18 protein-coding genes are annotated in these 21,837 nt (G+C 63.1%); all 18 read left to right on the forward strand.

The genetic code is table 11. From position 1 onward, the window contains the following. The first annotated feature begins 119 nt into the window (after positions 1-119). The 18 genes from tssB (at position 120) to U5809_RS24445 (ending at position 21,831) form a co-directional block, all read left to right on the forward strand. Entirely contained in the window at positions 120-623 is a 504-nt protein-coding gene (tssB, locus tag U5809_RS24360) for a type VI secretion system contractile sheath small subunit (protein WP_322088391.1), read from the forward strand. Positions 624-663: 40 nt separating this feature from the next. Further along, positions 664-2,145 (forward strand): type VI secretion system contractile sheath large subunit, encoded by a 1,482-nt coding sequence (gene tssC, locus U5809_RS24365; protein ID WP_322088392.1) that lies wholly within the window; start codon positions 664-666, stop codon positions 2,143-2,145. A 15-nt stretch (positions 2,146-2,160) separates the two neighbouring features. After that, positions 2,161-2,589 (forward strand): type VI secretion system baseplate subunit TssE, encoded by a 429-nt coding sequence (gene tssE / locus U5809_RS24370; RefSeq protein ID WP_322088393.1) that lies wholly within the window; start codon positions 2,161-2,163, stop codon positions 2,587-2,589. Positions 2,590-2,608: 19 nt separating this feature from the next. Continuing rightward, positions 2,609-4,375 (forward strand): type VI secretion system baseplate subunit TssF, encoded by a 1,767-nt coding sequence (gene tssF, locus U5809_RS24375; RefSeq protein ID WP_322088394.1) that lies wholly within the window; start codon positions 2,609-2,611, stop codon positions 4,373-4,375. After that, positions 4,339-5,358 carry a type VI secretion system baseplate subunit TssG gene (gene tssG, locus U5809_RS24380; RefSeq protein ID WP_322088395.1) on the forward strand — a complete coding sequence of 340 codons (1,020 nt, stop codon included), beginning with the start codon at positions 4,339-4,341 and terminating at the stop codon, positions 5,356-5,358. Before tssF ends, tssG begins: the two co-directional genes overlap by 37 nt. Next, positions 5,355-6,707: a type VI secretion system-associated FHA domain protein TagH gene (gene tagH / locus U5809_RS24385; protein WP_322088396.1), complete on the forward strand. Its 1,353-nt coding sequence runs from the start codon at positions 5,355-5,357 to the stop codon at positions 6,705-6,707. The genes tssG and tagH overlap by 4 nt, the downstream gene beginning before the upstream one ends. Beyond that, a complete protein-coding gene (gene tssJ, locus U5809_RS24390; RefSeq protein ID WP_322088397.1) occupies positions 6,704-7,708 on the forward strand; it encodes a type VI secretion system lipoprotein TssJ in 1,005 nt (334 codons plus the stop codon). Before tagH ends, tssJ begins: the two co-directional genes overlap by 4 nt. A 2-nt stretch (positions 7,709-7,710) precedes the next feature. Continuing rightward, entirely contained in the window at positions 7,711-9,048 is a 1,338-nt protein-coding gene (gene tssK / locus U5809_RS24395; RefSeq protein ID WP_322088398.1) for a type VI secretion system baseplate subunit TssK, read from the forward strand. 1 nt (position 9,049) lies between these two features. Next, entirely contained in the window at positions 9,050-9,949 is a 900-nt protein-coding gene (gene icmH / locus U5809_RS24400; protein WP_322088399.1) for a type IVB secretion system protein IcmH/DotU, read from the forward strand. Between the two features lie 20 nt (positions 9,950-9,969). Then, on the forward strand, positions 9,970-12,096 hold the full coding sequence (locus U5809_RS24405; RefSeq protein WP_322088400.1) for a type VI secretion system Vgr family protein: 2,127 nt from the start codon (positions 9,970-9,972) through the stop codon (positions 12,094-12,096). Positions 12,097-12,098: 2 nt separating this feature from the next. Then, entirely contained in the window at positions 12,099-12,986 is an 888-nt protein-coding gene (locus U5809_RS24410) for a DUF4123 domain-containing protein (protein ID WP_322088401.1), read from the forward strand. Positions 12,987-12,988: 2 nt separating this feature from the next. After that, positions 12,989-15,925, forward strand: coding sequence for a toxin VasX (locus tag U5809_RS24415; protein WP_322088402.1), 2,937 nt, complete (start codon positions 12,989-12,991; stop codon positions 15,923-15,925). 6 nt (positions 15,926-15,931) lie between these two features. Beyond that, positions 15,932-16,912: a hypothetical protein gene (locus tag U5809_RS24420; RefSeq protein ID WP_322088403.1), complete on the forward strand. Its 981-nt coding sequence runs from the start codon at positions 15,932-15,934 to the stop codon at positions 16,910-16,912. 406 nt (positions 16,913-17,318) lie between these two features. Beyond that, positions 17,319-17,978, forward strand: coding sequence for a hypothetical protein (locus tag U5809_RS24425; protein WP_322088404.1), 660 nt, complete (start codon positions 17,319-17,321; stop codon positions 17,976-17,978). Positions 17,979-18,000: 22 nt separating this feature from the next. Continuing rightward, complete coding sequence (locus U5809_RS24430) at positions 18,001-18,258, forward strand: PAAR domain-containing protein (RefSeq protein ID WP_322088405.1); 258 nt, start codon at positions 18,001-18,003, stop codon at positions 18,256-18,258. Between the two features lie 648 nt (positions 18,259-18,906). After that, positions 18,907-20,268, forward strand: coding sequence for a 30S ribosomal protein S12 methylthiotransferase RimO (gene rimO, locus U5809_RS24435; RefSeq protein WP_059234056.1), 1,362 nt, complete (start codon positions 18,907-18,909; stop codon positions 20,266-20,268). 3 nt (positions 20,269-20,271) lie between these two features. Then, positions 20,272-21,198: a sugar kinase gene (locus U5809_RS24440; protein ID WP_322088406.1), complete on the forward strand. Its 927-nt coding sequence runs from the start codon at positions 20,272-20,274 to the stop codon at positions 21,196-21,198. Positions 21,199-21,288: 90 nt separating this feature from the next. Beyond that, complete coding sequence (locus U5809_RS24445; protein WP_322088407.1) at positions 21,289-21,831, forward strand: hypothetical protein; 543 nt, start codon at positions 21,289-21,291, stop codon at positions 21,829-21,831. Positions 21,832-21,837 lie beyond the last annotated feature (6 nt).

A 21,837-nucleotide genomic window follows, 5' to 3' on the forward strand; every position in this document is an offset into this window, starting at 1 on the left:
AGAGGGTGGCTTGGCTCGGCCGGCACGCTTCCGCTTGCGCTGCATATACCTGGGTGCGTTATGCGCCGGGTTTACCGAATCTCGCGCTGCAAAGACTTCAATTCGAATGGGAGTGGCTTATGGCAAAGCAAGGATCGGTCGCACCGAAGGAACGCATCAACATTCGCTACGTTCCGGCAACGGGCGGCGAGCAGGAGGAAGTCGAACTGCCGCTGAAATTGTTGGTGACGGGTGACTTCAAGGGGCGCGAGGACGAGGTCGCACTCGAAGACCGTACCGCCGTCAGCATCAACAAGGACAACTTCAACAACGTGATGTCCGAGTTCGGCCTGGGCCTGACGATGGATGCGCCGGCCGTACTGGAAGAGGGGGGTGAGAACGACACGTTGCCCGTCCACCTGAAGTTCAGCGCCATCGAGGACTTCAGTCCCGATGCAATCGCGCGCCAGGTGCCGGAACTGCGCAAGTTGCTCGAGTTGCGCGAGGCGCTGGTGGCGCTCAAGGGGCCGATGGGAAATATCCCGGCCTTCCGCAAGCAGTTGCAGGTTCTGCTTGGTGACGAAGCTTCCCGCGGCAAGCTGGCCAAGGAACTGGAGCAGTTGCTGGAACCCGGCAAGGCCTGATGCCGCGCTGTTCGTCTTCCCGTTTGCAAAGGACATAACAATGACACAAGCACAAACCGCTGCAGTCCAAAAGCAGGACGCGCTGGCGCAGGAGGGCCTGCTGGCCCAGATCATGGCGCAGACCCGCCTGCAGCCCGCCCAGGAGGGTTATGCCGTTGCCGAGCGCGGCGTGGCTGCCTTCATTGCCGAGATGCTCAAGATCGATGCGCGCGAACAGCCGGTCAACAAGCAGTTGGTCGACCGGATGATTGCCCAGATCGACGCGAAGCTCGGCAGGCAGATCGACGTCATCCTCCATCAGCCTGCGCTGCAGGAGCTGGAATCGGCCTGGCGTGGGCTCCATCGACTGGTGGCCGGCACGGACTTCCGCGAAAACATTCTCATCGAAGTGCTTCACGCCACCAAGGATGAACTGCTGGAAGACTTCGAGAGCGCCGCGGACATCACTCGCAGTGGTTTCTACAAGCTCATCTACACCGCAGGTTACGGCCAGTTCGGCGGCAAGCCCGTTGCCTGCATCGTCGGCAATTACACCTTCGGCCCCTCCGCACCCGACATCAAGCTGCTCAACTACGTCGCCTCGGTTGGCGCCATGGCACACGCACCGTTCCTCGCGGCGGCGGGCCCCGAGATGCTTAATCTGGATTCCTTCCAGGACGTCCCCAACCTCAAAGAGGTCAAGGACATCTTCGAAGGCCCGCGTCACGCCAAATGGCGTGGCCTGCGCGAGTCGGAAGACGCGCGCTACCTTGGTCTGACCATGCCGCGTTTCCTGCTGCGCCAACCGTACGATCCGCTGGAGAATCCGGTTCGCAGCTTTGCCTATCGCGAAACCATCGACGGCCAGCACGACCACTACCTGTGGGGTAACACGGCCTTTCTGATGGCCAACCGCATCACGGACAGCTTCGCGAAGTACCGCTGGTGCCCGAACATCATCGGTCCGCAATCGGGCGGCACCGTGGATGATCTGCCCGTGCACCTGTACGAGTCTCTTGGCCAGCTTCAGGCGAAGATTCCGACCGAGGTGCTGATTTCGGACCGGAAGGAGTTCGAGTTGTCGGCGGAAGGCTTCATTCCGCTCGCGATGCGCAAGGACAGCGACAACGCGGCCTTCTTCTCGGCCAATTCGGTGCAGAAGCCCAAGGTTTTTCAGAATACGCCCGAAGGCCAGGCCGCACAGACCAACTACATGCTCGGCACACAACTGCCGTACATGTTCATCGTCAACCGTCTGGCGCACTACATCAAGGTGTTGCAGCGCGAACAAATCGGCAGCTGGAAAGAGCGCCAGGACCTGGAGCGCGAACTCAACAACTGGCTGCGTCAGTACATCGCGGACCAGGAAAGCCCCTCCGCCGACGTGCGCAGCCGCCGTCCGTTGCGTGCCGCCAAGGTCGTCGTGCAGGATGCGACGGGCAACCCCGGCTGGTACCGGATTTCCCTGTCGTTGCGCCCGCACTTCAAGTACATGGGCGCGAGCTTCGACCTGTCGCTGGTCGGCCGGCTCGACAAGGAATGACGGAGGGGGTGACGCATGCCGCGCTCCACCGGCCAGGGCAGCCTGTTCGAACGGCTTGATCCGGACCTGCCGCCACGTCGCATGCGCACGCGGCAGGCGCTGGCGTCGGAGCGCATCGGTGCCATCAAGGACCACCTCGAGCGCATTCTCAATAGCCGCCAGGGCAGCTCGCAAAGCTGCCCCGGCTTCGGCTTGCCGGATATGAACGACGCCGCGGCCAGCCAGACGGACCTGCGCCATCAGGTCTGTCTGGACGTGCGCACTGCGGTAGTGGCCTACGAACCTCGCGTCCAGGTGCTGAACGTTCATCCCGTCACCGCGCACGGCCAGACGGGCCCGCTGCATTTCCGTTTGCACTGCCTGGTGCCGGTCAACGACAGCACGGAGGACGTGGAGATCGATCTGCTCGTCCAGCACCGGGAGCGCTGGATCCACGTGATCTAGTACCCAGCCAGGAGGGCTGATGCCACTGAAGCAAAAGTTTCGCGAAGAGCTGGACTATATGCGCCGCCTCGGCCAGGTGTTCGCGCGCAACAATCCACAGCTCGCGCGATACCTTGGGGAGGAGGCCACCGATCCCGATGTGGAACGACTGATGGAAGGCTTTGCGTTCCTCACGGCCAAGCTGCGCCTGAAGATCGATGACGACTTTCCGGAGCTGACCCACCCGTTGCTGCAACTGCTGTGGCCGAACTACCTGCGTCCGTTGCCCAGCGCCACCATCATGCAGTTCCTGCCGATGGACCGCGCCATCACGGGACGCCATGTGATTCCCAAGGGGACACGCATGCGCGCTCGCGAGGTGGACGGCATTTCCTGCGAGTTCCGCACCTGTGCAGACATGGCCATCTATCCCTGGCGGATCGATCAGGTCAGCGATGCACACTCGCTGGAGAAATCGACTGTGCGCGTGGATCTGGCCACGCTCAGCCAAAGCCCGCCCAGTACCTACGATTGCGACCAGCTCGATTTCTACCTGAGCGGAAGCGACTACACCGCGATGACGCTTTATCTGTGGCTGGCCGAATACCTCGGCGAAATCCGCATGGAGGTTGCGGGGCAGATCCGTTACATCCCCGCCAGCCAGTTGCTGTTCCACGGCTTCGCCCCCGATCAGGCGCTGCTTCCGTACCCGAAGAATGCACTGGACGGCTACCGTATTTTGCAGGAGTACTTCCTGTTTCCGCGCCGGTTCTTCTTCTTCGGGATACGCGGGCTACGTTCGCTTTGGCCCACCGATCAGACCGGGAAGATCCGCCTGGAATTCGTTTTCACTCGGCCCATGCCCGAGGACGTACGCATTCGCACGGGCGATCTGGCGCTCTACTGCACGCCTGCAGTGAACCTGTTCGAACACGAGGCCGAGCCCGTCCGGCTGACCGGCAAAGCAGTGGACTATCGATTGCAACCCGCAGGGCAGCGGACCGACGCGTACGAAATCTTCAGCATCGACGGCGTCGACGGCTGGAAAGGCGAGGGCAGCGGCAAGGCCGGTGAATGGTTGCGCACCTACCAGCCTTTCGAGTCGCTGCGCCACCAGATCGACTACGAGCGCGGCCACACCACGCTGTACTACCGCACCCGCATCGAACCGTCGCTCACCGCCGCGGGTGTCGAGCACCGTGCCTCGTTCGTGCGGGGCGACGAGCACCACTACATTGGCCGCGACGAGACGGTCTCGGTGTCGCTGACCTGCACCAACCGCGATCTGCCGCTGGCGTTGGGCGCGGGAGACGTGTGCATCCCCACACCCGACGTCCCCACCTTCGTCGGCAGTCGCAATCTGACGGCGCCCACCCCGTCGTATCGGCCCGTTCTGGACGGCAACCTGCAGTGGCGGCTCATCTCCAATCTGTCGCCGACCTACCTGTCGCTGCTGGCCGCCGACCCGTTGAAGGCCGTCATCAGCGCGTACGACTTCGCTGCTCACCACGATATCCAGCGGCGCCGCGCCACGCAGAAGCGCCTGGATGCGCTGCTGGAAGTCGAGACCACGCCGGTCGACCGCATGTTCCAGGCGTTGCCGATCCGCGGCATCCGCAGCGTGATCAAGCTCGATCAGGCGGGTTTTTCCTGCGAAGGCGACCTCTACCTGTTCGGCACGGTGCTGAGCCATTTCCTCGCGCTGTACAGCAGCATTTCTTCCTTCCACGTAATGGAGGCGATCAATATCACCAATCAGGAGCACTACGCATGGCCCATGCGCAGCGGAACCCAAGCCCTGATTTGACCGAAAAGCTGCTGGCGGACGCGAGAAACCACGACTTCTTCTTGCTCCTGGAGCGGCTGCATGCGCTGCATGGCGACGACCTGGAATCGCCCGACAGCGACGATCCCGAACGTCAGCGCATCAAGCTGAGCAACTATGCCGGCATGGGCTTCCCGGCCTCGGACGTGTCGCTGGCTCGGCGCGTGGCGCACGGCGAGCCTCACCAGTACGAAGTGCAGGCCACGTTCTTCGGCTTGCACGGTCCTGACTCGCCCCTGCCGTCTTACTACGTGGAGCGGCTGGCCTACGAGGCCGGCCAGGGCATCGGCATCCGTCCGGCGTTCCTCGACGTATTCCATCACCGCCTGCTGACGCTGCTGCACCAGGCATGGCGCAAGTACCGGCACTACATCCGCTTCCGTCCCGGCGCCAGTGACCCGCTCTCGCAGCACCTGTTCGCGCTGATCGGTCTGGAGAACACCGCCATCCGGGGTGACACGCCCATTGCCTGGGGCCGTTTGCTCAGTTTTGCCGGTGCCGTGGTGCATCGCAGCCGCTCGCCCGCGATGGTCGCCGGGCTGATCGCGCACTGCTTCGACCTCAAGGACGTCGACATCCGCGATTTCGAACTGCGCCACGCCGACATCGACCCCGGCGATCGCGTCCAGCTCGGTTGCCTCAATGGCCAACTCGGCGAGAGCTTTCGCGTGGGCGACAGCGTGCGCACGCGCCACGCCAAATTCACCATCGTCATCGCCAACCTCAGCCAGCAGCGGTTCCGCGAATTTCTTCCGCACGGCGAAAACTTCGAGCGTCTGCGTTTACTCGTTGCCTTCCTGCTGCGCGACCAAACCCCGTGCGATCTCGAACTGGCGCTGCGCGAAAACGAAATCCCTTCCTTCAATCTATCGGGCGAGGTCGGCACCGAACTGGGCTGGACCAGTTTTCTGGAACAGTCTGCATTGCGCCGACCGCCTCGCGTTCAACTGACGGTACGCGCATGAATACGGTATCCACGGAGCCCCGCCTGGCCTTGGTCGTCGCCAACCCGGAAGCCTTGCAGCAAGGCACGGCGCCGCGCTACAGCTTCGACGCCGCCGGCGGCACCATCGGCTCGCAAGGTGCCAACTGGCTGCTGCACGACCGTGCCGGCCGGGTGCAGTCTCAACATTGCGAAATCCGCTTCGAAGATGGCGGCTATCTCGTCATCGATCGCAGCGGCTACACCCAGCTGAACGAGCAGACCCGTCCGCTGGGCCTGCACGCCAGCGCGCGCTTGCGCGACGCGGACACCCTGCACGTTGGGCCGTATCGCCTCGCGGTGCATCTGGACGAGGAGCAGCACGCGTTGCCGGACCCGTCCCGCGTGCTGGCCCAGCACGGCGTCGAGGAGTTGATGCAGTTGCCCGACGATTACGTGGATGGCTTGCCCGACGCGGCGCACGAAGGGCAGCCTCCCGTTGCGCCGAATCCCGACTGGGCCGCGTTCCGGGCCTTGAGCGAGCCGCCACAGCCGCACGGCCAGCTCGACCCGTTGCACGCGCTGGACCTCGCTGCCACGCGGAGCGTGGGCGCCACCGAGCGCGCCTCGCTCGATCCGCTCGACCCCCATCACTACGGACTGTCGCCGCTGGCGGCCCAGGCCGACCTTGCCGCCACGGCTCAGGAAGCCGTTTACGGCAGGCCCATCCATGCATCAGGAGACACCAACATGTCGGAGTCCGACAGCCGCAATCCCGCCGCTCGCGAGTGGTCGCATACCCAGCAAGCGAATGCCCATGACCCGGCCGGCCTCGTCAATCCGCTGATCGAAGGGCTCGGCGCACCAGTGGGGGCGCTGGATGCGCAAACAGCCTACGTGCTTCTCCATGAGGCAGGCCGTAGCCTCGGTGCGGCCATCAACGGCCTGAGCGCTTTGCACGGCGGCGCGCATGGACAGCGCCAGCGCACCTTGCAACCGATCGAAGACAACCCTCTGCGTCTGGGGCAAAGCTACCCGGACACCGTGCGCGCCATGTTCGCCGCTGACCGCAGCGTCGTTCATCTGTCGCCCGCGGCAGCCATCGAGGAATCGCTGGAGCAGATCCTGCGCCAGCAGCAGGCCACCCATCAGGCCATCACCGCTGGTCTCAGCGCGCTCCTGCAAGCCTTCTCACCCGAGCAGTTGCAACGGCGCTTCACCCGTTACCGGCCGCCGCAGGGCGGCCAGGCGAACAGCGACGGCTGGGCGTGGCAAATGTACGGGCACTACTACGAGGAACTGATCTCCGGGCGCCAGCAAGGCTTCGACAAATTGTTCTGGGAGGTATTCGATCAAGCGTACGACCAGGCCTTGCGTGCGGAGGCGCCATGAAGCGAAGCCTCGCGCTCCTGCTCGCCGGCACGTTGCTCGCCGGCTGCAGCACCGTGGGCAATGTGTTCAAGAAAACGGGCCGGGTCCTGATGGACCCGTCCATCCCGGTGGGCGCCCCCGACGATCAGCCTACCCGGATCGCTCTCAGCCTGTACGCCAGCGCCGACGTCAATCCCAACCCGGTCAGCGCGTCTGTCGCCGACAGCTTCTCCACGGTCGATGAGCCGGCCGAGGAGAAGCTGGTCGGGGAGGGCCCGTATTCCGTCAGCTTCGATGGCGCAACCAAGGGCGAGCTCATCAGCGGCTTGCGCGCCTTGCTGGCCCATTTGCAGGGCGAGGAGGGGGTGGTGCCACTGCCTTCGCATGGCACTGGGCGGCCGCTGCCGAATTCCCTCACTGTCACGCCCACCAGCAAGCCACCCTTGCCGCCGGACGGGCAGCATCGCCGCAGCTCGCCGCTCACGGACACGCCCGGCGTTGCGCCAAACCTGGGCCAGTACCGCAAGGTCGACAGTTTGGCCGCAGCGAGCGCACTGGCGTTGGCACCAAAGTCACCAGCGCCAGCGTTAAGCACCGCCGCCACACCCGTCGCTTTCCAGGTGCTCCAGCTCAAGGACGACAGCATGCTGGAAAACGCCGACCTCGATCTCGTCAGCCAGAACCCGAGGAAGGCGCTGGGCAGCACCTTCATTGCCGCAGACGACTACACCCTCGCGCCCGGCCAGTTCAAGTTCATCGAATTCAGTCCCATCGAGGACAAGGCCCGCTATGTGGCTGTCGTAGCCGCTTTCCACGATGTCAATGCGCCCCGGCGGTACGACGTTTTCCGGCTCGAACCGCGCGGGCGCAAATACGCGTTGCTGGTCGCCCTGCAAGACACCCGCGTCACCATCACCGACGAAGCCTACCGCGCTCCCGACCTGTTGCGCAGACCGGCCTCTCGTCCGCAGCAGTTGCCCCGCGGGTTGTCCCGCGAGGCGGCCACCCAAACGAGCAAGTAACCATGACCACCCGTAATCCCGTCGCCTGGAACGAAGGGCTCTTCGTCAAGCCCCAGCATTTCCAACAAACCAGTCGCTACCTCGAGCATTACGTCAACGTCCGTCTGGGACGCAAGTACGGCTACGGTTTCGCCGAACTGGTGTTGAACCAGGATTTCCTCGCCATCGGCAAGATCGCGATCGTGCGTGCGCGCGGGATCCTGCCGGACGGCACTGCGTTCGACATCCCGCACGACCAACCGCCGCCGGAGCCGCTGGACATCACCGATGCCAGCGCCGCCAACCAGACCGTCTATCTCACGCTGCCGCTGCGCTCCGACGGCATGGCCGAAATCCGCTGGCCGGACGCCTATGCCAATGCCCGTTACGTCGCGCGCTCCGAAGACGTGCGCGACACCCACAGCCATCAGGGCAACCATGTCGCCGTGACCATGGCCGTACCCAACCTGCAACTCGCGCTGGAGCGGGACGATCGCAGCGCCTTCACCGGTCTGGCCATCGGCCGGATTCTCGACCGCCGCCCCGATGGCAGCCTGCTGATGGATAGCGGCTTCCACGTTACCGGCCTGCACTTGCGAGCCATCAGTCAGCTCGCGCATTTCATGGAAGAAATCGCTGCGCTGGCGCACGAGCGCGCCAAGAGCATCGCTGAGCGCATTGGCTCGCCCGGCCAGGCCGGCGTCGCCGACGTCACCGACTTCAACCTGCTACAAGCGCTCAACCGCTGGCAGCACCTGTTCCGGCATCTGGCGCGTGACAGCGACGTGCATCCGCTCGATGCCTACCTCGCGTGCGGCCAGGCCTGCGGCGAACTCGTCACCTTCACCGACGAGGCGCGCGTGCCGCCGGAATTTCCGGCCTACCAGCACGACAACCCGCAGGCCACTTTCCACCTGCTGCAGGAAACCCTGCGCCGCGTGCTCAGCACCGTGCTGCAACCGCGTGCCGTGTCGCTGCCGCTGGTCAAGGAGCGCCATGGCGTACTCACCGCCCAGGTCAGCGACCCGAGTCTTATGCAGAGTGCGGAATTCATTCTCGCCGTGCGCGCGCGCATGCCGCTGGACCAGTTGCGCCAGCTTTTCCTGCAACAGGCCAAGGTCGCTTCCCAGCAGACGCTGCTCGATCTCATCCGTCTGCAACTGCCGGGCATTCCACTCAGCCCGCTGCCGGTGGCACCGCGCCACCTGCCGTTCCATGCCGGCTTTACCTACTTCCAGCTCGATCGCATCCATCCGAACTGGCAGAAGTTGATGCAAAAGGGCGCCAACGGTTTCGGCTTCCACATAACCGGCGACTTCCCGGAACTGGAGCTCCAGTTCTGGGCCATTCGGAGTCAATGACATGAACACCACCGTCGATATCGGTGACGACAGGATCGATCGTGAGTCCCTGTCGCGGGTACCTCCGCCGGCGCGTCAACCGTCAGGGCAATTGCCGGCGGCACAGTCGGATGACTTTCTACGCACCCCACGCGTCGTCCCGGTCGGGGACAAGGGCAGCATGCTCTTCGATTCGGTGTTTCGTATCGACCACGACGATGACCTGCAATTCCAGCTGCGCGGCCACAGCCTCAACCCCCTGGTGGATGCTGCGCAGCCGCTGCTTGGCCTGGTCATCCGCCTGCGTCGCCTCGACCGCTGCGATGACATCTCCCAGCTCTACGCCAGCGTGCGCGACCAGATCACCGCGCTATCCGAGGAAGTGCGTCAGCTCGGCTACGACGGCGCCACCCAACTGGCCTATCGCTACGCGCTGTGCACCTTCATCGACGAAGCTGTCATGGCCACTCCATGGGGCAACAGCTCGCTCTGGCGCAATCGCTCGCTGCTCAGCTACCACCACAACGAAACCTGGGGCGGCGAAAAATTCTTCACCGTGCTCGCGCGCATGCAAATGGAGCCGGAGCGATACCACCACGTCCTGGAGTTCAAATACCTCTGCCTTTGCCTGGGCTTTCAGGGCAAATACGGACAACAGCACAACCAGCAGGAGGTGCTCAACGCGATCATCGTCAAGCTTCACCGCATCCTGCGGCCGCTGCGCGGCGATACGCCCGAGCGCCTCACCGATGCGCCCACCGTCGCCACGTACAGGTACCGCCTCAAGCGCCAGATGCCCCTCTGGACACCCTGGGTGATCGCGTTGGCCGTACTGGTCGGCGCCTACCTGTTCTTCTCGATCAGGCTAGGTGCCACCACCGACCAGGTCCTGCAATCGCTGGATCACATCCTCAAACCGTAACCCAGGCCACGGGAGCGACCATGCCTACGCAATCCGACCTGCGCTTTACCTTCACCGCCGGCGATGAATCGTTCGAGGTGGTGGAGTTCACCCTGCATGAGGGGTTGTCCGAGACTTTCCTGTTGCAGGTGGAGCTGGCCAGCGCCAACGCCGCCATCGACTTCGGCCAGGTGCTCGACCGCAACGGTCTGCTCACGATATGGCAGGGCGGGCTGCCCGTGCGTTACGTGCATGGCGCCATTTCATCGTTCGTTCAGTGTGACACCGGTTTTCGACGTACCCGGTACTCCGCCGTGGTCGAGCCGCGCCTGGCACGCCTGAAGCTGACGTCCGACTGGCGCATCTTCCAGACCCTGAGCGTGCCCGAGATCGCGACGGCCGTGCTCAAGGCACACCATCAAACGCTGGACTATGAACAGCGTGTCACCAACGAGCATCTGGCGCGCGAGTACTGCGTGCAGGCTGGCGACACCGACTACGACTTCATCGAGCGCATTTTGCGCGAGGAGGGCTTTTTCTACGCGTTCCAGCACAAGGCGGACGGGCATCGCCTGATCCATTGTGATCGCCTGTTCATCTTCGGTCGCCAGCAGGGCGAGCCGGTGCTGTATAACCCCACGCCCGGTGGCGACCAGCCGCAGCCGTGCCTGCGCACGTTCGCGTACACCGAGAACGTGCGCACCGCGCGTCAGGTGCAGCGCGACTACACGTTCAAGAGTCCACGCTATCCGCACGAATACCCGCGCGAGGGTGCGGACCTGGATCACCAGGGCCGCGGCTACGCGCGCTACGACTACCCGGGCCGCTACAAGCACGAAGCCAGCGGCAAGGCATTCACGCAGGACCGCCTGCGTGGCCACCGTCGCGATGCGCGAATGGCCCGTGTAAGCGGTGACGATGCGCGCCTGCAACCCGGCATAGCCTTCGACCTCACCGGCCACCCGCGCGAAGACATGAATCGCGGCTGGCGTACGGTCAGCATCGTCCATCACGGTAAGCAATACACCAGCCAGGCGGAGGAGAGCGCCGACGCGCAACAAGGCACGCACTATCGCTACGAAGCGGTGCTGGTGCCCGACGACGCGGAATGGCGCGCCGAGCCACTGCCGCGCCCACGTATCGACGGTCCGCAGCCGGCAACGGTGGTGGGCCCCGAAGGCGAAGAGATCTACACCGACGAGTACGGCCGGGTGAAGGTGCAGTTCCCATGGGATCGCGAGGGCAAGCACGACGAGCACAGCTCGTGCTGGATCCAGGTCGCGCAGAACTGGGCTGGCGCGACGTGGGGTCACATGGCGATCCCGCGTATCGGGCAGGAAGTGATCGTGGTCAACCTGGATGGCGATCCGGACCAGCCGCTCATCATCGGGCGGGCGTACAACCGCCTGCAGTTGCCGCCGTACGAACTGCCGCGACACAAGACGCGGATGACGATCAAAAGTCAGACGCACAAGGGCGAGGGCTACAACGAACTGCGCTTCGAGGACGAGAAGGATCAGGAGGAAATCTACGTCCACGCGCAGAGGGATCAGAACATCCACGTCAACCACGACGAAACCACCTTCGTGGGCAATGACCGCAGCGAGCAGGTCGAGCACGACGAAACCATCGCCATCGGTAACGACCGCAAGGAGACGGTCGGCCATGACGAGCAGGTCACCATCGGCCAGGACCGACGCCACGATATCGGGCAGGACGACTTCCTGAGCATCGGCCGAAACCACACGATCCACACGGGCAAGGACAGAACCGAGGAAGTCGGCAACCATCGCCGCGACAAGACCGTGGCGGATCACACAGCAGATATCGGCGGGCATCTAACGCAGCGTGTGCAGGGGCGTGTCGAACTGGAGGCGGGGCAAGCCATTCGGCATCGGACCAAAGTTTATGAAATCCGTGCGGCCGATGTTCTGGAGGTCAAAGGCCCGGGCGGCACCGTGCGCATCGACGGCGGTGGCATCACGCTGGACGCCGTGGCGATTCGAGTAAAGGGACCAATGACGCAGAGCAGTGGGGGCGCAAGTACGGTACCCGCCCCGGTGGGCGTCCCTGCCGAGGGCCTGCCGTTTGATGTGCTCTGCATGAAGCGCAGTGACGGGAGTTGCCCACGCTCCGATTGCCCATGCGGCAACTTCCGGGGAGGCTGACAATGCTTGAGGCACTGGAGCAACCGATACTGCCAGCGACCACGGATACCTCTCCTTCGACTTACCTGTTGCTCGAGAGCGAAATACTGGACGAGTGGCTGCTGGCGCAACCCAATACGCCGGAAGAGCACACCATCGCGGATACAGTGCGCTCGCTGGATTTCACCTGTACGCAACGCTGGGTGTGGCGTGAAACCGAATACCACGACTACGACACCCGGGGGCCGATGCTGGTCCAGTACGGACCGGGTTCGGCTCTGGCGAGCACCTTCATTGACGTATGGTCGCCAACCGGCGCCGCCGTGCTCCTGGTGACGCCCGAGCCCATGGAGACCGTGCTGGCCCACCTGCGCGAAATTCTTTTCGTGCACATGCCCGACGGCAAGAAGGCACGCTTTCGTCTTCAGGAAACGGCGGCATTGGCTAGCGTGTTGCAAGCCTTGGCTCCGCATCGTGCCGGCACACTGCTTGGCCCGGTGCAAGAACTGCAGTGGCGGGAGAGTCTGGGCCCGGACCACCAATGGTGGCGCTATCGTCAGTCAGCAGGCGCCTATCAGGTACAGGGGGGCTTCCAGTTTTCCGACCCTGAGATGGCCGCCATCGATGCTGGCTTGGCTGACCACCAGTTGCGCAAGCAGACGGCGCTCACACTGGGCGCTCCCCATAGCTTCCGCGATAGCGCCCGCCAGCAAACACGAATCTGGCTGGAGCAACTTTACCAGTGGGGCTTCCAGGAGCCGCGCCATCTGGAAACTGCGATGGAGGCGTTCCGCCACCCCGCCTACCCAGCACACGCACATGCCGTCGTCGCCTTGTTGGGCGACGCAAACCTCACACCGGGTGCCCGTGCGATCCGGGCGTTGAACCATTTGCTTACCGAAGGAGCCTGAGCATGGCCGGAACGACATCTTATGCCAGCGCCCGCGAAAGCTGCCAAGCCCGCATCCCCCTGTTTCCCTTGCGCTACTCCGCTCACGCCAAACCAAAAGGAGGCGCACTCTATTCCTACGAGCTACCCTCGCTGGACCGGAGCTTCAGAGCGCTAGATCATGCCCAATACGGCTTGCGTTGCATCGGTGGCGGTTTCATTTACCTGTTCGACGAAACGCAAGGAGACGTCTTCGTTTGGCGAGTGAATGAAGAGAACGGTCAGTTCGTCGAGTTGCAATCCAAGCATCGCTCCCTGGAAGGCGCGCTCAAAGACTACAAGCCTGGGCACACCGTTCGTCATATCTGGGCACGAGAGTGTTCCGTAGTCCATATTCTGCTGACGGATACCTTGTTGACCGAGCGGAAAATCCGCGCCATCCAGTCCGATCGAGATGGCATACGCACGCAGTTGGCGACCACCATCGACGTCAAGGCCTGGCACGCCGACGCACCAGCGAAACACACCTTCGCTGCTGAAGGCATGGACGACCTGGTGGAGGAATTCAAGGGCACCAACCTCGATTTCTCGCCATGGAAGCTAAAAAACGTTGCCCCGACAGCCAAGGCACTGCTCACCAGCATGAAAGCCGTTGCGCCTGCCAAGCAGATCGCCGTAGTCATGCGCGACAACATCGCGCTGGTGCAGGACCTTGGAGGACTGTTCCAGCAAGCGCGCCAAGCCATGGAGAGCTACAACTCCGCGCCAGACAAGTCGAGCACGGACGGCGACGTGAAACGATTTCGGAAGATGCTGATCGCCGAGTTGATCGAGCGCATCTATGAATCCGCATACGCTCGGAAGAAGGGCTTGGCCGGCAAGAGTCGGGAAGCGTTTGATCGCACCCTGCAACGGGAAATCGATGAGCGAGGGTGGATCCGCAAACGCTTTGCCGACAACCTGGCCGTTATCGAGCGCGAACCGGCCCGGCATCGTCCGTCCTCCTACCCCAATGCCCGTCGGCAACTCGATGCCATGCCCACCGAACCGATTGGCCAGCGCTCCGCGGTCTTGTCGAACGCGGCCGGGCTCTATGCCCGTCATGTCCGGGAGGCGGATCGTGTGAAGTTCATGCAGGAGTTTGCCAAGGAAATCGGAAAGCGCCATGGCGTGGTACTGGACCACAAGAACGACCGCTGCAAATGGTTGGAGAGCTACCAGACAACAAAGTCCGCGAACGATATGGGTACCTCATTCCTGCGCTACGACACCGAGGATCCGAATTCGTCCACCAGTCACGCGCTCGCATTTGCTATCTGCATCGAGAGCATGATCTGGGGGACCGAAACGACACCGCCTGGAAAAAAGGACAACGAGCGCGAGTTGTTCGAGCGGTGGTGGAAACTGCCGTGGCAAATCAATCCGATTCTGGTCAACATCGACCATGACAAAGGGTTAATCGACGCCATCTGGGACAACAAGAAGGATGTCGCGACGGACGTGGCAATGAGCAAGGGCTTGGGGCAGCTCCTGCGCTATGTGGCGCTTCACTACCTGATGGAACAGGCGAGTGTGTATATGCTTAGCCGATTCCCAAATCGGGGTAGTGCCGGCGGCCCGTGGCATGGGGCTGCGCGCGATGCGGTAGCGCATCGCCTTCATCAATTGGCGGGCATGGGCACGGTGGAGGACGCCAATCGCCTCGTGAATATGGTGGAAACGCGCTATCAGGATCGCCTGACCATACGTCGATTGACCAGCCCGGAAGCTGTTGCTGCGTTGGATGCCGCGGCGGGGTTTCCCCCCGGCACCGTGGCGCGGGGCTCGATCGCCGTGGGGGCGGGAGACACTATCGAACTGGTTGTATTTCAGCGCTTGACGCCGATAACGCGCCTCGCCAATCCGTTCCTTCAGGTTTTTGAGCGTGGCGTCTCAGGTGGGGTAGCGTTTTTTAGTCTTCTTAATCTGAAAGCGGCTGTGATTGCTTTCGACACAGACAAGAGTGACGCTGCTCGTTGGAATTTAAGGGCCGCGATCATGGGTGTAGGAAGTGCAACGAACGGAATCCTTATGAATACAAGGGCATTGATGCCGACCGTCTACTCGCGGGCATCAATTGCCGGATTTTTGGCGCGGCGTCTCGCTGGTGCCGGAGCACTACGGCTGTTCGGTTATGCGGGGGCTATATTCGATGCGCTCTCCAACTGGTACAAGGCCGCCGATCAAAAGAGAATCGGGAACCATGAGGCAGCCAAAGCATATGCGTTGGCCGGCGTCGGTATGGGGCTAGGCGGAGCAGCCTTGACCACTGGCGGCGGTGCGTTCGTAGCGGGCGGGACGATGGCGAGCATCGTAGCTGGTGTACCCGTATGGGGTTGGCTTGTCGCCAGCGTGATTCTTCTAGGGATGGGCGTCTGGTGGTTGTGGTCGGGTGACAAGGCCCAATTCACCCCGCTTGGCTTTTGGCTTAACGATGGGACTTTTGGCAAGCGCGAGTTGTTGGGGCGGACCTCCGTGGTGACATACGCCACCCTCGATGACGAGAACAAGGCTTATGTGCAGATTGTCTACGCGCCACAGTTGGAGGATAGCGAGTGGAAGATCGCTACCCCTAAGGTCTCGCCAATGTACGTCCCCGGCAGCAGTGGCGTCTATCTCGACTACGATCCGCGCGTGGTGCTGAAGATTGTTTATCCGCTGGAAGGCACTGTGAAACCGCCCATCATCACGCATACCAGCAACGGAGCGGGCGGGGCGGCGCCGACGGTAATCGATGACGGCAAAGGCAAGCAGTTGGAGGGAGGGGGCGCGGTTCGCACCTACGTGGTGACCGGCCTCAGCAAGAAGACCGCTGACTGCTTGACTTTGATCGCAGCCTATACGCCGACACTGCTGCAAGATACGTTGCAAACGCAATGCGATATCGCTGCAGGCGACGCTCCGTTCTACTACCGGAGATAACGTACCATGAATCAACGCCCCGTCTCTAAGGGAGAGCGCAGCATATTCTTCACGCGCGTTGACGCACTGCGTCCGAGCGATCCCCCCTTGGGAGTCGAGCCGGCTGCGGACAACAATGTGATGAAGGTCACCGCAGACTGCCTTTTCATGCGTACGGCCTTCGGCAGCATGTATGGGGGTAGACGTAGCATGAGTTGGTGGGCGGCCGTGGTGCTCCCCTTTATCTTCGCAATATCCTCAGTTCTTGAGTATGTGGCCTACGTCGATGATCGAGATAGGAATGGATATTCCGCTGGCGCATTAATGCACTACCTGGAGAACTGGGGCCATACAGTGGGCGACACCGCACTGGTATTGTTGTGTTTCTCTTGGATATTTATTCCTTGGCGCACTCAGTTGCCCATCATCTTCAATCGCAAAACGCGCCAAGTCACCTGCGTCATTCAAGGTAAATGGGTCTACCAGTCTTGGGACCATCTGGAAGCCTATATCAAGGATGTCACCACCTTTGCAGTAGGCGGCGCGCCAGTCAATGAGGGTGTGCTGACCCTGGCCTTTCCCTGCGCCGACCCGGATAGGCCGTATGCCGATGGTCGTCTGCGCATCGGCATCGCTGCGACGAAGGATGCCGACGAGGCCTTTTTCAATCGTGGCATCTACGGTGCAGCAATGGTGTGGGAATACATCCGCCTCTACATGCAAGACGGCATGGATGCCCTGCCGCCTTCCTCGACACTGGACAACTATCGAGCCACCAGCGTGCGAGAGTGCGTCAAGACATGGGACCCGTTCCGTATGTTTCAGACACGGACATGGTGGAAGCGGCTACTTGTACTGGTGCTCTTTCCTGTCGTCGCACCTTTCTTATGGCTCATAGCGCTGGGCGACATCTTCTATATGTGGCTTGACCGCATCCTTCCGCGCCGCAAATGGCCAAAGGAACTCATCGATGCGTGCGATGGCGTATGGGACGGAGGGGAGAATTGATACACGGGAACGCGATCCCAAAGGAGGTGCGTTGAGCGCACCGCCGCCGGCGGAAGCCTTGGCGCGTTGAACCGATGAAGATGGGATTGCGATTTTCCAGACAGAAGCACCCGGCGTGGCACCGGCCATCCGCACGTCGAATGATCGGAAACGCACTGGAGATCAGCGTCGTCACCATGGCGTGCTACGCGCACACCACGCGTGGGGCATGGGCACGGCGGCGTGATTTGCCTCGTGCAGTGATTTCAGCCGAGAAGGCCGATAGGGCAGTTACCCAGCCCTCGAACTGACCGGGCATCGTGGTAGCAGCACGGCTTCTGGCGTCATGCCCACGTGCGCAAAGTGCCTGAGCGGAGGCCCATCGGTCTCGAAGCGGCCGATCAATTATTTTCTGGAGTGCACTCGCATGACCAATCCCAGCCTCGAAACGGCGATCACAGGGGGCAATGACCGACCTAACGTGGTTATCTACACCCGGTGGCACCAGGCCGCCCCGTTGACGGCGCTATTTTCTCCACTGCTTGTCGTGTCGATGTTCGTGCCATTCCCATTGCGCACCGACGGACCTCTTCTTGCCATCGCGGTGCTGATAGTCGTCTGCATCGCCACCCCGTTGATCTTGGCCCACGTGGTGTACCCACCTGCCAAAGACGTGGTGCACATCACACCCGACGCCTTGGTCTTCAAGCGCTATGGAACCGTCACCTTTGACAGTATCACCGCATATACCTTGGACGGACTGATCCGGCTCACGCGCCGGCAGCAGCCAACGCTGGTGTTGCTCGGTAACCGCAAGACGCCCGGCTACAAGGCCTTCGCGGCGGCGCTTGGGCCCGCCATGGCGACGTGGCGGTCGCACCATCCAATGGTGCCGATCAAGCAGAGCCATTTCCACGGTACGTGGCTGGCCAAGGTGCTCGGCGCACTGATCGTGGTCAGTTGTCTGGGCCTCGCCATCGCCGTCGTGACTATGAAACTCGCCCTGGCCTCATTACCTGCCTTGGCGATCGGCATTTTCGGTGGTCTCCGCCTGCGCGCTAGTAAGCGCCAGGATATTCAGAAGTAGTACAAACCATAAGGAGCTTGATATGCGACCTATCGTACTCGTCGGTCACCGACACAGCTGTCCCGTCCACGGTGACGGAACCGTCGTCAGCGGCGCCGAGTCCGCTGCCATTAACGGCCGAGCGATCGCGCGCGTGGGCGACCGCATCAGTTGCGGAGCGGAGATTCAAGCCGGCTCGCCTGGCACGGAGATCGAAGGCCGGCCGGCGGCGCGTCAGGGTGACACCATTAGCCATGGCGGCACCTTGGTCGAGGGCGAGCCTGGGTGGCTTGTGGAGTAACAGCAAGCGGTCGCTACGCGGCGGGGGCGCCGTCGGTGATGACTGTCGAAAATGGCTTACCGCTGCGATAGCGTAGGCAACGAGTATTGATGAACGACGACAATCAGCGGTTGACAATTTCGCATCCGTCACGACGGTGTCATTCTCGTGCTCGGCTCGGCAACGAACAGCAAAGCGTTCAACGGGTCGCCTCCGAGTTTCTCTTCTACACACTGATGGCTGATGTACGGAGCGCGCACCGGCAGAACCGTGTTGCGTTCCTTCGCCGCGAGGCTGTCGCCCGTCGCGTCGCCGCTAATCGTGGTATTCGCGATCTACGCGGGTTGAGCCAATGGCGGAACAAGTGTCGGCCCGACTCGGGCCGCCCCAGATCCCCGACAAATCAGCGCAGGCCGTCTTGCACCTGACCGTTCCCGATCAGCATGCACGACCACGTTGAATGGGCCTTTCCAGACGTCGCTTATGGTCGGCGGAATACCCTTCGTCACGTAGTGAAAGGGTCGCATCAAGTTCGACCTCGCGCACGGTAGTCCGCCACGCGGCACATCCGAGCCGAAAGCCTGTGCCGCCCCGGCCACTCGTTTTAGGCTGCTGGACCCTAAATCGCTGTAAACTCACGCTTTTGCTGCCACGCCCCCACACATCCAGATGTCCCAATCCCCCAAAGTAGGGTTCGTATCCCTCGGCTGCCCCAAGGCGCTCGTGGACTCCGAACAAATCATCACGCAGCTGCGCGCCGAAGGTTATGAAATCTCCGGCACCTACGACGGCGCCGACCTCGTCGTCGTGAACACCTGCGGCTTCATCGACGAAGCCGTACAGGAAAGCCTCGACGCGATCGGCGAAGCGCTGACCGAGAACGGCAAGGTGATCGTCACCGGCTGCCTCGGCGCGAAGTCGAGCGCCAGCGGCTCGAACCTGATCGAGGAAGTCCATCCGAAGGTGCTCGCCGTTACCGGCCCGCACGCGGTGGGCGAAGTGATGCAGGCCGTGCATTCGCACCTGCCGAAGCCGCACGACCCGTTCACCGACCTCGTGCCGGCGGCCGGCATCAAGCTCACGCCGCGCCACTACGCGTACCTGAAGATCTCCGAAGGCTGCAACCACCGTTGCACGTTCTGCATCATCCCGTCGATGCGCGGCGACCTCGTGTCGCGCCCGGTCGCCGAAGTGATGCTGGAAGCCGAGAACCTGTTCAAGTCGGGCGTGAAGGAACTGCTCGTGATCTCGCAGGACACGAGCGCTTACGGCGTCGACGTGAAGTACCGCACGGGCTTCTGGAACGGCAAGCCGATCAAGACGCGCATGACCGACCTGGTCGCCGCGCTCGGCGAACTCGCGGCACAGTACGGCGCATGGGTGCGCCTGCACTACGTGTACCCGTATCCGAGCGTCGACGAAGTGATTCCGCTGATGGCCGAAGGCCCGTTCAAGGGGCACGTGCTGCCGTATCTCGACGTGCCGTTCCAGCACGCGCATCCGGAAGTGCTGAAGCGCATGAAGCGTCCGGCGAACGCAGAGAAGGTGCTCGAGCGCGTGCAGAAGTGGCGCGAGATCTGCCCGGACCTGACGATCCGCAGCACGTTCATCGCGGGCTTCCCCGGCGAGACGGAAGAGCAGTTCGAAACGCTGCTCGACTTCATCCGCGAGGCGGAACTCGATCGCGTCGGCTGCTTCGCCTATTCGCCGGTCGAAGGCGCGACGGCAAACGAACTCGACGGCGCGCTCCCGGATGACGTTCGCGAGGAACGCCGCGCGCGCTTCATGGAAGTCGCCGAGGAAGTGTCGGCGAACCGCATCCAGCGCAAGGTCGGCAAGACGCTCAAGGTGCTGATCGACGAAGTCAGCGAGGAAGGCGGTATCGGCCGCACGGCAGCCGATGCGCCGGAAATCGATGGCGTCGTCTATGTCGAACCGGCGACGAAGGCATCGAAGCGCTACAAGGTCGGCGATTTCGTATCCGTGAAGATCACGGGCGCCGACGGTCACGATCTGTGGGGCGAGGTGTAAGCGATGACCGCCGCATTTCCGGGGATCCTCGCGCTCGGCGAGGCGATGATCGAATTCAACCAGTCGCAGCCGGGCCATCCCGAATTCCTGCAGGGCTTCGGCGGCGACACGTCGAACTTCTGCATCGCTGCGGCGCGCCAGGGTGCGTCGACGGGCTTCGTGTCGGCGATCGGTGACGATCCGTTCGGTCGCTTGCTGGCCGACATGTGGCAGGCGGAACACGTCGACACGACGTATGTGCGGATCGATCGCACGGCGCCGACCGGCGTGTATTTCGTCACGCACGGCGCCGACGGTCACCAGTTCGACTATCTGCGCGCGGGCTCCGCGGCGAGCCGCTATGCCACAGGCGACCTGCCGCTCGATGCGCTGGCCGCCGCGAAGGCCGTGCACCTGTCGGGCATCAGTCTGGCGATCAGCACGGCCGCGTGCGACGCGGCGTTCGCGGCGATCGACCATGCGCGCGGCCACGGCGCGAAGGTCAGCTTCGACACGAACCTGCGCCTGAAGCTGTGGCCGTTGCCGCGCGCCCGCGCGGTGATGCGCGAAGCGCTGCGCCAGACGGACATCTGCCTGCCGAGCTGGGACGACGTCACGGCACTGACGGGCGCGAACGATCGCGATGCGATCGTCGATGCAATGCTCGAACACGGGCCGCAGGTCGTCGCACTGAAACTCGGCAAGGAAGGCGCGTATGTCGCGACGCCGAACGAGCGGCGCGTCGTGCCGGGCTTCACAGTCGAGGCTGTAGACGCGACGGGCGCGGGCGACTGCTTCGGCGGCGCGTTCGTCGCGCGGATCGTCGCGGGCGACGATCCGTTCGCGGCCGCGCGTTATGCGAATGCAGCGGCGGCGCTGTCGACGACGGGCTACGGCGCGGTCGCGCCGATTCCGCACCGCGACGCGGTGGAGCGCCTGATGCAAGGCTGACGCGCCACGCGTACGCCGGCCACGGCCCCGCACGACGGGCAGGGCATCGCCGCGATTTTCGAGCGAATCAGAAGCAAGGAGCAATACAAGGTGGGTCGATATTCGGAATGGCAACGGGCGCTCGTCGTCGCAGGCGCGCTGGCAGCGGGCCTCGCGATGCCGCGCGTGGTCGCGGCGCAGGCCGTCGCGCCGGACGTGCAGCAGGATGAACCGGCAGCGGCGCGGCCGCTGAAGCCGAATCCCGAGTTCGCCCGCCTGCCGCGCTACGAAGGCACGCTTGGCGATCGACCGATCGTCGTGCATCTTGGCCCGAAGACGGACGAGGAAGGCGTGCACGGCGAGTACCAGTTCGCCGATACGGGCGAGGTCGTGCTACTTGCGGGCGATCGCGACGGCGACACGCTCGAGATCGAGGAATCGAACGACGGCACGAACATCACGGGCGTGTGGGTCGGCCGCTTCGACACGACGGGCGACCTGAAGGCCGACCGGATGAACTCGGACGAGTCGGATCCGCAACCGGTCGTGCTGCGCCTGGCGCCAGGCAAGCGCGCGGCGCTGCAGGTGCGCGACGGCCGCGTGCAGGAAATCGAGACGGTGGGTGGCGTCGTCAACCTGCGCACCGGCGACTGAGCGCGC

Origin of the sequence: Burkholderia sp. BCC1999 (assembly GCF_905339975.1) — a bacterium.
Classification (GTDB): domain Bacteria; phylum Pseudomonadota; class Gammaproteobacteria; order Burkholderiales; family Burkholderiaceae; genus Burkholderia.